Annotated in this window: 11 protein-coding genes; 8 read left to right on the forward strand and 3 right to left on the reverse strand. The window is 46.4% G+C overall.

The annotated features are described in order from the left end of the window. Positions 1 to 21 precede the first annotated feature (21 nt). From porU to BUR42_RS24400, 7 genes are all read left to right on the forward strand, one after another. Entirely contained in the window at positions 22 to 3,348 is a 3,327-nt protein-coding gene (gene porU, locus BUR42_RS24370) for a type IX secretion system sortase PorU (RefSeq protein ID WP_074242172.1), read from the forward strand. Positions 3,349 to 3,466: 118 nt separating this feature from the next. Continuing rightward, complete coding sequence (porV, locus tag BUR42_RS24375) at positions 3,467 to 4,633, forward strand: type IX secretion system outer membrane channel protein PorV (RefSeq protein ID WP_074242173.1); 1,167 nt, start codon at positions 3,467 to 3,469, stop codon at positions 4,631 to 4,633. Between the two features lie 110 nt (positions 4,634 to 4,743). Next, positions 4,744 to 5,226: a 2-C-methyl-D-erythritol 2,4-cyclodiphosphate synthase gene (gene ispF / locus BUR42_RS24380; protein ID WP_074242174.1), complete on the forward strand. Its 483-nt coding sequence runs from the start codon at positions 4,744 to 4,746 to the stop codon at positions 5,224 to 5,226. Positions 5,227 to 5,243: 17 nt separating this feature from the next. Continuing rightward, the gene (gene dut / locus BUR42_RS24385) at positions 5,244 to 5,687 is read left to right on the forward strand and encodes a dUTP diphosphatase (protein WP_074242175.1); all 444 of its coding nucleotides are present in this window, start codon (positions 5,244 to 5,246) and stop codon (positions 5,685 to 5,687) included. A gap of 2 nt (positions 5,688 to 5,689) precedes the next feature. Further along, positions 5,690 to 7,444, forward strand: coding sequence for a tetratricopeptide repeat protein (locus BUR42_RS24390; protein ID WP_143197567.1), 1,755 nt, complete (start codon positions 5,690 to 5,692; stop codon positions 7,442 to 7,444). A gap of 23 nt (positions 7,445 to 7,467) precedes the next feature. Further along, entirely contained in the window at positions 7,468 to 8,283 is an 816-nt protein-coding gene (locus tag BUR42_RS24395) for a lipoprotein insertase outer membrane protein LolB1 (RefSeq protein WP_074242177.1), read from the forward strand. A gap of 54 nt (positions 8,284 to 8,337) precedes the next feature. Further along, entirely contained in the window at positions 8,338 to 9,747 is a 1,410-nt protein-coding gene (locus BUR42_RS24400) for a murein hydrolase activator EnvC family protein (RefSeq protein WP_159442342.1), read from the forward strand. A 37-nt stretch (positions 9,748 to 9,784) separates the two neighbouring features. On the opposite strand, the gene BUR42_RS24405 is transcribed toward BUR42_RS24400, so the two are convergent. The 3 genes from BUR42_RS24405 to bshA all read right to left on the reverse strand — a co-directional run bounded on the left by BUR42_RS24405 (position 9,785) and on the right by bshA (position 12,560). Continuing rightward, positions 9,785 to 10,636 carry a nucleotidyl transferase AbiEii/AbiGii toxin family protein gene (locus BUR42_RS24405; protein WP_074242179.1) on the reverse strand — a complete coding sequence of 284 codons (852 nt, stop codon included), beginning with the start codon at positions 10,634 to 10,636 and terminating at the stop codon, positions 9,785 to 9,787. Next, entirely contained in the window at positions 10,633 to 11,274 is a 642-nt protein-coding gene (locus BUR42_RS24410) for a type IV toxin-antitoxin system AbiEi family antitoxin domain-containing protein (protein WP_074242180.1), read from the reverse strand. The genes BUR42_RS24405 and BUR42_RS24410 overlap by 4 nt, the downstream gene beginning before the upstream one ends. A gap of 146 nt (positions 11,275 to 11,420) precedes the next feature. Continuing rightward, on the reverse strand, positions 11,421 to 12,560 hold the full coding sequence (bshA, locus tag BUR42_RS24415) for an N-acetyl-alpha-D-glucosaminyl L-malate synthase BshA (RefSeq protein ID WP_074242181.1): 1,140 nt from the start codon (positions 12,558 to 12,560) through the stop codon (positions 11,421 to 11,423). A gap of 131 nt (positions 12,561 to 12,691) precedes the next feature. Here bshA and BUR42_RS24420 point away from each other — a divergent pair, with 131 nt between their 5' ends. After that, positions 12,692 to 14,065 (forward strand): M20/M25/M40 family metallo-hydrolase, encoded by a 1,374-nt coding sequence (locus BUR42_RS24420; protein WP_074242182.1) that lies wholly within the window; start codon positions 12,692 to 12,694, stop codon positions 14,063 to 14,065. The last annotated feature ends 4 nt before the right edge of the window (positions 14,066 to 14,069 follow it).

Here is a 14,069-nt window from a genome sequence, read left to right on the forward strand (position 1 = left end):
TATAAAACCCTGCCATATTTTATGTTTTGCCGCCGCTCCGTTCTTTGTGCTTTTATTTGCCTGCTTTGCTGGCAGGGCAAGGTTTTCAGCCAAAGGACCTATGCTTCCCGTTCCGTTCTGGCAGATGGCAACTGGTACAAATTGTCTGTAAAAGAGCCCGGCGTCTATAAAATAGACATCCCCTTACTCAATACCATGGGCATTTCCACCACTAATCTCGCTTCCTCCCAGATCCGGTTGTTTGGCAACGGTGGCCGGATGCTTCCGGAAGATAATGCCCTACCCCGGCCGGACGATCTCCTCCAAAATGCGCTTTCCGTAATAGATGGGGGTGACGGTTTATTAAACGGTAGCGACTACGTTTTATTTTACGCGCCCGGCCCGCATTCCTGGCAAAATAACCAGCATATGCAGAACCTTTATGCAGATTCTGCTTGTTATTTCCTGAACATCGCGCCTGGCGGGCTTCGCATTACTACAGATAATGCCAGCCCGGTTCCCAATATGCAAATTAATTCTTTTGATTTCCGGGCTTTTTATGAAAAAGACCTGGTAAATCTGCTCTCCAGCGGAAAGATCTGGCTGGGAGAAGAGTTTAACAACGTTACACCGGAACGGAATTTCACTATTCCGTTGCCTGCCGGTGGTTTAACGGATATCAATGTACATTTTCGCGGCACAGCCAGAACTACCAGCGGTTCCCGCTTTGAAGTATCTATGAATGGCGCGCAGCTGGGCAGTCTTTCTGCTACCCCGGTTTCAGGGAACATCTTCGACACATATGCAACTGTTGCCGATGGTACTTTCAACGCCAGCGGCCCTGCTAATTTTAATATAAAGTACATTGGCAATGCGAGCGCAAAAGGCTGGCTGGATTATATCGAGATCTTTGGAAGAGCTGCGCTCAGCTTACCAACCGAAGGTACCCTTCATTTCCGCGATTCCCGCAGCCTGGGAAGGATAGGAGCGTTCTCTGTTAACGGAGCAAATGCACAAACGCAGGTATGGGATATCACAGATCCCATCAAACCCATTTCCATCGCCACCACTTTGAATGGCACCACTTTACGTTTTACAAGGGATGCCACCACACTGAAAGAATACATCGCATTTTCAACTACGTCAAAACCCGCTTACATTGGCCCTGTGCCGAATCAAAACCTCCACGGCGGCGGTCCCGCAGAAATGCTGATCATTACCGCCGGCAGTTTGCGGTCAGAAGCGGAACGTTTGGCTGCCTATCATCAGGCCAGGGTAGTGAATGTGGAAGAGATCTATAACGAATTCAGTTCGGGTATCGCAGACCCTACTGCCATCAGGGATTTTGTGAAGATGCAGTACGACCGTTACGGCATTAAATACCTGCTGCTTTTTGGCCGTGCTTCCTTTGATTACAAGGACCGCATTCCCAATAATACCAATATCGTACCTACTTGGCAAAGCCTGGTTTCCTTTCATGGCATCAATTCCTACATGTCAGACGATTACTTCGGTTTCCTGGACAATACAGACGATATTGCCGGAAATCCCTTGCTGGACGTAGCGATCGGGCGATTACCCGTAAGGAATATCACCGAGGCCACCCATGTAGTGGATAAGATACTAAGCTATCATTCCCCCAAAGGTTTCGGGGCATGGCGCAATGAAATGACCTTTGTGGCAGATGATGAAGATGATAACCTCCACCTGGAAGACGCAGAAAAAGTAAGTAATATCATTGCGCAGGAGCAGCCACAATACAACATCAGCAAGATCTACCTGGATGCTTTCCCGCAGGTTGCCGATGCAGGTGGAAGCCGCTACCCTGCTGCAAACGAAGCCATCAATAATAAGATGTTCAACGGCACGCTTGTTTGGAATTACACCGGCCATGGAAGTTTTTCCCGCCTTGCGGAAGAAGCCGTTCTTGAAGAATCTTCTCCCAATAACTGGAACAACGCCAACCGTCTCCCTTTGATGGTTACCGCCACCTGCGATTTCGCCCCCTTCGACAATCCCAATTTCAATTCATTGGGAGAGCAATTATTAAACAGGAAAGAAGGAGGTGCCATTGCCCTGATGACCACTACCCGCGCAGTGTTTGCCTTCTCCAACCTGGTGATGAACTCCAATTATTTCCGCCTTGCATTTCAACCAGGCGCAGGTAATAAAATGCCCACACTGGGAGAAGGAGCTATGTTCGCCAAAAATGAAACCTACGCCAACTTCGGCGATATCATTAATAACAGGAAGTTCCAGTTGCTCGGTGATCCTGCACTCAGCCTTGCTTTCCCCAAATGGAAAGTATACACGGATTCCATTAACGCACAACCCGTTAGCAGTACGGATACCCTCAAAGCACTGGGAAAATATACCTTCAAAGGAAGCGTAAGAGATGGCGCAGGCCTTATCAGAACAGGATATAACGGTACTATTGTGATCACCGTTCTTGATAAACCCGCCGGCAGAAGTACCAGGGGCAACGATCCCACCAGCCGTGCTGTAGTATATGAGCAGCAGGACCGGATCCTTTATAAAGGGGCCCAGCGCGTCAGCAATGGCAGGTTCAGCTTTACTTTTGTTGTACCAAAAGATATTGCACAAACAGGTGGTGACGGAAAGATCAGTTATTATACCTCCAATGAAACAGAAGATGGTAGCGGCTTTTATAGCGGCATCGCTGTAAATGGTACCGCTATGGGAATACCCGCAGATAATAAAGGCCCGGTGATCAAAGCCTGGATGGACAGCGAAGCATTCAAAGACGGAGGCATTACCAGCGAAAACCCGCTGTTACTATTGCATTTACAGGATGAAAACGGTATCAATGCCACAGGGAACGGCATTGGCCACGATATTATCGCTATTTTAGACGACAGCACCCGTTATTACGTGATGAACGACTTCTACGAAGCCATCCCGGGAGATTTCAGGGAAGGAAAAGTACGTTTCCCACTGGCAGGCCTGCCTCCCGGAAAACATACCCTCACCATCCGCGCCTGGGATACATATAATAATTCTTCGACCATTAACATCCATTTTACGGTTGTGCCCAAAGCCACGCTGGCAGTAGAAAATGTAAGTAATTACCCGAATCCTTTCCGCCAGCAGACCCGGTTTGTGTTTTCTCATAATCAACAAGAGGCTGATCTTGATGTGGTTATCCGTATATTTGCTGCCACCGGTCAAATCGTACGCACTATCAGGAGCACAATAAATGGACAAACGGCCCGTTATGATGGCGTTCCATGGAATGGAACTGCAGATTCGGGAGTAAAAGTAACCCCTGGCATCTACTTTTATCAAATCGCAGTGAAGAACAGATCGGGTAACGAAAAAGTGTTTGGTGGAAAGCTAATAATATTATAATTTACACATTATTAAAACAGTATATTTGATGTGTAGATATAATGTGTTGCCGTCCCTTTACTTGAATATTATAAATTAGACATTATTTTTACATTTAGCTAACTAAACTAAGTATTGCATGTTTTCTAGGATAACAACTGCTGTGGTTTGCATTTCTTCCCTATTCCTGGCTCAGAGCGCTGTTGCTCAGATCAATACAGACGACAGGGATGGGAGAGTAAATGCCATCAATACGGCCGTTCCTTTTTTACGCATTTCCCCAGATGCAAGAAGTGGTGCAATGGGTGATGTGGGAATAGCCCTCTCACCAGACGCCAATTCTGTTTACTGGAATCTTTCCAAACTTCCATTCGCTCCTAAAAAGGCCGCTGTGGCCGTTACATATACCCCCTGGCTGAAAGAGCTGGTTAGTGATGTATTCCTCGCTCATCTGAGTGGTTACACCCAGATAGATGAATTTTCTTCCATTGGAGGTTCCTTACGTTATTTTTCTCTCGGTGACATTGAATTCAGGGATCTGGCCGGTGCCAACCAGGGAAATTTCCGTCCAAGGGAATTTGCCATAGACGCAGGTTATGCCCGCCGTTTAAGCAATCATTTCTCCCTGGCCGTTGCACTTCGTTACATTCACTCCAGCCTGGCTTCCGGCCTCACGCCAGAAAACCAGCCCATCCGTCCGGGTCGCGCAGCAGCAGCAGACCTTTCAGGATTCTATACCAAGGATTTTGAGAAAGACGATGGTCTTAAGAACACATTCAATTTCGGCTTTGCCATCACTAATATCGGTACCAAGATCTCTTACACGCAATCTGCACAGAAAGATTTCCTTCCCACTAACCTGGGCCTCGGTACTTCTTACACTTTCGGATTGGATGAATACAACAAGATCAGCCTGGCATTGGATATCAACAAACTCCTGGTACCCAGTCCAAAATCAGACAGTACCTATCCTAACAAAGGTGTGCTGGAAGGAATGTTCTCCTCTTTTGGTGATGCCCCCGGCGGATTTAAAGAAGAACTGCATGAGCTGATGTATTCCCTGGGTGCGGAATATTGGTACAACAACCAGTTTGCCGTAAGAGCAGGATACTACAATGAACATAAGACCAAGGGCAACCGCAAGTACTTCACTGCAGGCCTTGGTGTGAAATATGATATTTTCGGGCTTAATTTCTCCTACCTTGTACCCTCTGGTACAGGGATACAGAGAAATCCGCTGTCTAACACCCTCCGCTTCACCCTCACATTTGACCTGTCGCGCGATGACCGGGATGAAACGAATTAGATTAGTATCTTTGCCATAACAGAATATAGATCTTAATAAATCCTCCGTTGCTAAGGAGGATTTATTATTTTAGCCTGTTCCCGCTGAGAAGGGATCACAACTTTAACATTATGACCAAATTAAGGATTGGATTAGGGGTGGATTTTCACCAATTGGTACCGGATCGTGACTTCTGGCTGGGTGGCATCTTAGTGCCACATCATAAAGGAGCGTTGGGCCACAGCGATGCAGACGTTTTATTACATGCTATCTGCGATGCCCTGTTGGGTGCAGCCAGCCTTGGAGATATCGGCGTACATTTTCCCGATACGGATCAGGCTTACAAGAACATAGACAGTAAAATACTGCTGAGCCGCTGCCGCGAACTGATTGCAGAAAAAGGATATTTTGTGGTGAATGTAGATGCTTCACTGTGTTTACAGGCGCCCAAGATCAAACCCTATGTACCGCAAATGCAGGAAGTGATCGCACAGCTGTTGGGCGTTACCACTGAAGAAATATCCATCAAAGCTACCACCACGGAGAAATTAGGATTCGTAGGAAGGGAAGAAGGTGTGGTGGCTTATGCAACTGTACTGCTGGAAAAACAATAACCGTTAACTTTGTTCAAATGCATAGTATTCAAGTAAAGATCATCAACCGTTCAGAGAATCCGCTTCCTACATATGCTACGGCTGATGCAGCAGGGATGGACCTGCGTGCAAACCTGGAAGCCCCCATCACCATGCAGCCGCTGGAACGTACACTTGTTCCCACCGGCCTGTATATGGAACTGCCTTCAGGGTATGAAGCACAGATCCGTCCACGCAGCGGCCTCGCTATCAAACAAGGCCTCACACTGCTGAACACTCCCGGCACGATTGATGCAGACTATAGAGGAGAGATCAAGATCATTATGATCAATCTTTCTAATGAACCACAAACCATCCAGCATGGAGACCGTATCGCACAAATGGTGGTAGCACCCTTTCTGCAGGCTAAGCTGGAAGAAGTGAAAGAATTAACCGATACAGAAAGAGGAACGGGTGGTTTCGGCCACACCGGAAAATCCTGATAATGCGCATAGTCGTAATCGCTATAACAGTTGCAGTCGGCCTTTTAGCCGCAGCATGTGGAAGTCAGAAAAAAGTGACGATCACAGTGAATAGCGCTGTGCAACAACAACTGCAGCAGGAAGTACTGGCGCAACGGGCAGACAGCCTGTTCTTTGCTGCTCAGCGCTCCAAAATGCTCGGCGATTATAAAACTGCCATTACGCAGTATTCAGACTACATCCGTTACAACCGCAACAACGCCACCGTATATTATGAGCTCAGCCGCCTCTTCACGGAAGTACGCAATCCCTCCTATGCATTAGGTTTTGCACGCCGTGCCGCAGCTATGGACACTACCAATAAATGGTTCCAGATGTCCCTCGCAGATGCATTCACCATGAATGAGATGTTCGACAGTGCTGCATATATATACGACCGCCTTGTACGCCAAAGCCCCCTGGACGATGATCTGCTCTACAATAAAGGCATGTCCCTCTCCAAAGCAAAACGTTACTCAGAAGCATTGCAGGTGTTCGACAGCCTGGAAAGCAGGGTGGGCGTAGTGGAAGAACTGGCTTATCAGAAACAACGCATCTTCCTCAGGCTGGATATGGTAGACAATGCGGCTAACGAGATCCGTAAGCTCATTGATCAACAACCCGGTGAACTGCGCTACTGGGTAATGCTCGCAGATACTTACGAAGCCAGCGAACGCATCCCTGAAGCCAAAGCCGTGTATGATACTATCCTCAAACAGGACCCTTATCATCCCCGTGCATTGATCGCTATGGCTAATTATGAGAAGAAGAATGGGAATGAACCACAATACCGCGCACATCTTATCAAGGCATTCAGCAACCCGGATTATAGTATAGACGAAAAAGTATCCTTCGTATATCCTTACCTGCAAATGCTGGAAACAGATACCTCCAAAAGAGAAGAAGGGATACTGCTCACACGCTTAATTGTAGAATCACATCCCAACGATCCCAAAGCATATGCCCTCAGAGCAGATATGTTCTCCCAGGCAGACCAGCCGGATAGTGCATTGGTGAATTATAACAGATCTATCCAACTGGACTCTACCCGTTTCAGCGTATGGTACCAGCTGATGTGGTTATATTCCCGCCAGGATCGCTCTGATTCATTATTGCGTGTAAGCAACCACGTTATAGAACAGTTCCCGAAAGAATTCATGGGATATTACTTTAACGGACTGGCCAACTATTTCAAACAACGATACGATGCGGCTATCACATCCCTCAATACCGCGCTGACCATTGGCGGAGAAAAGCGGTTCGTGGCAGACGTATATGCTTTATTGGGAGATGCCTATCATGCTACGGGCCTGCATGCCCGCAGCGACAGTAGCTATGATGTTGTACTCACCATGCGGCCCAGAGATCATATCGTAATGAATAACTACAGTTTTTATCTCTCCATTAGAGGAGAAAGACTGGATAAAGCAGAACAGCTGAGCCGCCGTTCCCTGGAACTGAAGCCGGATAGTCCTACTTATATGGACACCTACGCCTGGATCTTATTCAGGCTTGGTAAATACCAGCTGGCAAAAGAATGGATAGAGAAAGCCCTGCAAAATCCGGAAGCACAGCAGGACCCGGATGTATTGGAACACTATGGAGATATCCTTTTCAACCTGAACGAAAAAGATAAAGCCGTACAATACTGGCAGCTGGCCAAAGCAAAAGGTGCTAATTCCATCGGCCTCGCCAGGAAAATAGCAGAGAAGCGTTACATCAAAAGTGTTGATCGTTGAGATCGAAAAAATTATACACGTAAATGAAGCAGAAAGCAGTACTACAGATTGTTGCATGTTTGGTCAGCCTGGCATTGTTCTCCTGCCGATCTACCAAAATAACGCGCGCCACTTTCCCGTCAGACACAACGGCCAGGAGTACTGATTCCCTCAGTAAGGAAAAAGAACTGGCACTGGCAAAAACGATCCTGGACAAGATCAAGGCCAACCGCATCCAATACAGATCATTTTCTGCCGAACTGAAAATGGATTATGAAGATGATAAAGGCAAGAAAATGAATAACCTGGGTGTGAACATCCGCATGCAGTACGACAGTGTGATCTGGGTCCGCGTGGCTGGCCCGCTCAATGTAGAAGGCGCCCGCATCCTCATTACAAAAGACAGCATCAAGATCGTCAACAAGCTTGAAGGCACGGTTACCTTACGCAGCGCCGCCGAAGGCCAGGAACTCCTCAAACTTAAAATGGATTTCGCCACCCTGCAGGACCTGATCATCGGTAATGCCGTTTTTCTCTCTGATTCCATTTCCAACATTGTTACCACACAATCCGTCATATCATTTGCCTCCTCGCAACCCGGCCTTACCAGTCTCTTCAACATTTTTGCAGACGATTACATCCTGCAGCAATGTAAGATCACCGAACCGGATGCAGGCCGTACAGGGGAACTCACCTATGGTGATTATAAAGTAGTGGATGGCCGGAAGATAGCCTTCCAGCGCAAGATCTATGTAGAGGATAAGAATGTGGTGAAGGTGGCGCTGGACTTTAAGAAGATGGTATTCGACCAGCAGGAAAGCTTTCCGTTTCCTATCTCCCCCCGTTATACCCGGCAATAAAACAATTTCGTAGTATATTTATCGTTATAATCACTAATCATCAAAATGGTGCAATTGAAAAAGTTTATCCCTGTTTTATTGTTGGCTTTGGCCCTCATGCCGGCTGTGCTGCAAGCGCAAAGCAACCAACCTACGCGGGAAGAACTGGAGCGGCGGAAAAGGGAGTTGCAGAAAGAGATGGACGATGCCCAAAAACTGCTGAGCGAAACTAAAAAGACCAGCAAGGAAAGTTTGGCGCAACTACGTGCATTGCGTAATAAGATAGATGTGCGTACCCGTTTGATCCGTAATATCAATGAAGAGATCAACTTCATTAACGGAGATATCAACGCTGCACTGCGTGATGTAAAAACGCTGGAGAAAGACTTGGACACCCTCAAGCAACAATATGCCCAGCTGATCGTTGCCGCTTACAAGAACCGAAGTTCCTATGCTATGCTGAACTTCGTTTTCTCGGCAGACAGCTTCAACGAAGCCATTAAAAGGTATCAATACCTCAAACAATACCGCGATTTCCGCCGTCGCCAGGCCGATAATATCCTGGTAACGCAGGAACAGCTCAAAACTAAAGTGAAGAACCTGGAAGACCAGCGCGTAAAACGTTCCTCTACCCTCAAAACAGAAGAAGAACAACGCCTCACCCTGGAAAAGGACAGGAAGGAAAAGGATGAGGTAGTATCCAAGCTCAAGGGCCGTGAAAAAGAATTATTGGAAGACATCAACGAAAGGAAGAAAGCCCAGAAAAAAGTACAGGACGCTATCCGCCTCGTAATCCGGAAAGAAATTGAAGATGCCCGCCGTAAAGCGGAAGCAGAAGAACTGGCCCGCAAAAAAGCCGCCGATGCAGAAAGGAAACGCAGGGAAGATGAACGCAAACGCGCTATTGCAGCCGCCAATGAAGCCGCCAAAGCTAATGCAGCCAATAATAATCCAACAGTAGCCACCCCACCACCGCCTCCGCCACCGGCAGAAAAACCCGTAGTGGCAGAAAATAAACCATCCCGTGTACTGAACGTGCTGGAAGCATCCCCGGAAGCTGCTGCATTATCCGATAACTTCGCCGCCAACAGGGGAAAACTCCCATGGCCTGTGGAATCCGGTCTCATCATCGGCTATTTCGGTAAACAGAAGAATGCGGATATGGAGCGGATCACGGAAGAAAATGACGGTATGATCTTCGGCACCCGGAAAGGGGGCACCGTAAAAGCGGTATTTGATGGCGAAGTAAGAAAAGTATTCTCCATCCCCGGCGCGGGCTTCGTAGTAATGATCCTGCACGGTCAGTATTATACCAACTACGTAGGGTTGCAAACGCCTGCCGTAAAAATGGGCCAGAAAGTAAGAACTGGTCAATCTATTGGCACTGCACGTAACAATGAGGATGATTCAATGGGTGTAATAGAAGTGCAGGTGTTCAAAGGAGGAGCCTTACAAAATGCGAATCAATGGTTTAAACCAAGATAGAATTAAAAAGGGCAGCGATCACCGCTGCCCTTTTTGTTTATATGATTTTCATCTTTTTGACGAGTTCATGGAAGTAGGTTGCCCCCCAGATATCCAATACCCTTGGATCAGGTATAAAACGCCTGATGTCAGCTTTTACCATATCAAAGTTAACAGCATCAATTTTAGCCTTTAATAATTCCCGCAGCTCATTTTCCGTTATGGTTTCTTTCTCCCAACTGCCGCTGTCTTTTGCTCTCAAAAGAAAGTGCTCCAGGTGCAAGGGATGCCCCTTTTGAATATACCATTCCATATCAAACCAGTCGCGACCCTTTACATTGTTTTTCCATTTGCGGAATAATAAGGCATGCATTTTTCCGGCAAAGAGGTTAGGTATGGTGAAGCATTTTACAAAAAATGAGAAAGGCTTTGTTAGTAATTTTTCTTCTGTTTGAAAACCCAGGGGAGGATGTGTGTCAACTTCAACCTTAATGATGATATTGGGTTTTTGCCCTAGTTCGATTGGGCCTATAACGTTTTCCAGCACCAATTCTTTCCAGATAGTTTCTGATTTTAAAAATGCAGATTCAATATTGTTCGGATTCACTTTTTGTTTTTCTCTCACAGAAACCATCATGCCTGCTGCTTCAAATTCAATAAGTATAGCTTGCAGGTATTTATCCAATGAAAAGTCCGGATCAACTTTCAGAAGTGAAAAGTCAAGGTCTTCAGAATATCGGTTGAGACCATAAAATATTCGCAGAGCCGTGCCACCATAAAAAGCGGCTTTCTCAAAGAATCCGGCACGCTGCAGCCCGGCGAGCGCAATCTCCTGCATGATCTCGCGCAACGCAGATAATGCTTCAGCCTTATTTGCAGGCTTATAGCTGTCTAACCATTCTTTTATCATAAGTTGTGAATTGTTTTAATAACGTGGGCAAGGCTTTCTTCTTTGGGTGAATCTTTAATCCATTCATCCATCATCGTGAGATTCATTTCTTTTAAACCATATTCATTCATCCGCAGGTCATCGAACAGATAATGCATAGCATCTCTTTTGCTGCGTATTTGCAATTTCTTTGTAGTAACAATTTTATCGAATAATGCCTTTTCCGGACAGGCCATCAATACACGTTGATTCGTTGATACTTCAACCTGCCGGATACCAAAACTGTAATAGGGAAATGGTAAATGGGCATAACTGAACCTGCCAATTAGCGTAAGAAATTCCCGCGAGGTTTTGAGTGTTACCGAAGTTATTTCATATACGCGCTCTGGTATCAGTTCATAATAGGATAGTGCACTGTCTGTTGAAACATAACTGGGGCCCAGTAAATGATTAGCCAATAGGAATGGTTCAGGTTTCTTACGAATACCCAATGCATTGCCTGTTACATATAATCCTTTCTTTACGGGCATGAGTATCCCCTCTTCCACAAGAGAGTTGATCTTATCATTAGGCCGCTTATATTCCTTTAATATTGACACCAATAATTGATGCGTTAAAGGTTGCTCTGCATATGATCTGATGGCGTGCAAAATATCCATAATGCATTGTTTTTTTATGAATGAATAATCGGAAATAATCGATTATCTACTCACAAAAATACAATTTTATCACTAAAATTGTATAAAAAAAGCCAGATAATCGGTTTTTTCCGATTATCTGGCTATAAAATTACAGGTATAATAGCCTATTTCGTTACCAGCGTTTGCTGCAACACATCCTCATACAAAGCCTCATACTGCGGAATGATATTGTCTATATGAAACCGCGAAGCCTGTTTAAGGGCACCAGCCCTCAAATGTGCCAGTAAAGCCGGGTCTTTTAAAATATTGATAGCATGCGCAGCCATGGTATTTACATCGCCTACTGCACTGCTATACCCGGTTTCCCCTTCAATATTGATCTCCGGTAAACCACCCGCGTTGGAAGACAACACCGGCACCTGTGATGCCATCGCCTCCAGCGCAGCCAGGCCAAAGCTTTCATATTCAGAAGGAAGGATGAACAGGTCACTGATCGACATTACGTCTTCCAGTTGTTCCTGCTTACCAACAAAGCGAACATCATCGCAGATCCCCAGCTCGCGGCACATGCATTCGATCATAGGCCTGTCCGGCCCATCACCCACCAGCAATAGTTTAGCAGGCATCACATCCCTTACCTGTTTAAAGACCTTCACTACATCTGGTACCCGCTTCACTTTACGGAAGTTGGAAACATGAAGTAAGATCTTTTCGCCGTTAGGGGCAATAGCCTGGCGGAAATGTGGTAATTCCTTACGGGCAAAACGGGCAATATCCACGAAGTTGTAGATCACTGAAATATCCTTTTCGATAGGAAAGAACTTAAAGGTTTCGTCCCGCAGGTTATTGGATACTGCCGTGATGGCACTGGATTCGTTGATAGAGAAGGTCACTACCGGAGCATAGGTTTTATCCTTGCCTACCAGGGTAATGTCTGTACCATGCAATGTGGTGATGAATGGTATATGGATGCCTTGTTTTGCTACGATCTGCTGCGCCATATACGCAGTAGAGGCGTGAGGAATAGCGTAATGTACATGTAACAGGTCCAGCTTCTGATTCAGGATAACATCCACCATCGTACTGCTTAAAGCACTTTCATAAGGTGGAAAATCAAAAAGCGGATAAGTAGGAACCTGTACTTCGTGGTAATAGATATTGGCATGAAACCCATTCAATCGCACGGGCTGCTGGTAAGTGATAAAATGTACCATATGCCCCTTGTCTGCGAGTGCTTTTCCTAATTCGGTTGCCAACACACCGCTACCCCCATAAGTAGGGTAGCAAACGATTCCTATGCGCATCCCTGATGTGGATTTTGTGAGTTGCAAAGGTAAGTAAATATAAATTCACGACAGAATGACCTCTGTCATGCCAGCTTCATTTGGGGTTGAGTGGTGAATTAGTTAGTTTTATCGGAAATCTGGATCGCTATATGAAAAAGCCAATTTTAGCCTTAATAGCCTGCTGCATAGCTCAGCTTTCCTGGGCTCAACAGGAGGATTCCCTTACCATTCGCCGCTTCGCAGACGAGGTGCTCACGAATGGTACCGCCTACGAAAACCTGCGCGTTCTAACCAAAACCATCGGCGGCCGGTTGGCCGGTTCACCACAGATGGTGAAGGCGGAAAAATGGGGTGAAGCCGCGCTGAAGGCTGCCGGGGCAGATAATGTCTACTTCCAGGAATGCAAAGTGCCGCATTGGGTAAGAGGAGAAAAAGAGCAGGCCCGGATCATTAGCATGCGCCGCGATTTTGTTCCTCCGCTGAATATCCTTGCCCTGGGTAACTCTGTAGGCACTGGTACAAAAGGTGTTACAGCCCCTGTTATTGAGGTAAGGTCCTTTGAAGAGCTGGAGCAGAAAAAAGACCAGGTCAAAGGAAAGATCGTTTTTTATAACTACCCATTTAACAAAAAATTCATCAAAACTTTTTATGCCTATGGCGATGCCGTACGTTTCCGGGGCCAGGGCCCCAGCCGTGCATCCAAATATGGCGCACTGGCAGTGATCGTACGTTCCATGAGCCACAGCACGGATAATAATCCCCATACAGGCAGTACCCGTTATAACGATTCCTTCCCCAAAATAGCAGCAGTAGCCATTGGCCTCAAAGATGCAGAAGTGCTCAGCAAAAGGATTGCCAACGATCCCGGCATGAAGGTCTTTTTGCGTACCACCTGCCAGATGCTGCCCGATACTATTGGCCATAACGTAATAGGAGAGCTGCGCGGCAGCGAATTCCCGAATGAATACATCACTGTAGGCGGCCACCTGGATTCATGGGATGTTTGCGAAGGTGCGCATGACGATGGTACCGGATGTGTACAGTCCATTGAAATATTAAGATCATTCAAAGCAACAGGCATCCGCCCCAAACGCACCATCAGGGTAGTGCTGTTTGCCAATGAAGAGAACGGTTTACGCGGCGGCGCCAAATATGCAGAAGAGGCAAAAGCAAAGAACGAAAAACACATCTTTGCCCTCGAAAGCGATGCAGGAGGCTTTACACCAAGAGGTTTCACTACTTCCATGGAACCCGATAAGCTCCGTAAGGTCCAGGGTTGGTCTGGTTTATTCCTCCCTTATGGCATATATGATTTTTCAGAACCAGGCGGCGGAGCAGACATCACCCCCATTCATAATCAACTGGGCACGCCAATGGCTGAACTTTCTCCCGACTCCCAACGTTATTTTGATATTCATCACGCTGTTTCTGATAACTTTGAGGCGGTGAATAAAAGAGAATTAGACCTGGGAGCAATAGGAATGGGCGCATTGGTATACCTCATTGATAAATACGGTTTATAAGGAT

It is taken from the genome of Chitinophaga niabensis (genome assembly GCF_900129465.1).
Taxonomy (GTDB): Bacteria; Bacteroidota; Bacteroidia; order Chitinophagales; family Chitinophagaceae; genus Chitinophaga; species Chitinophaga niabensis.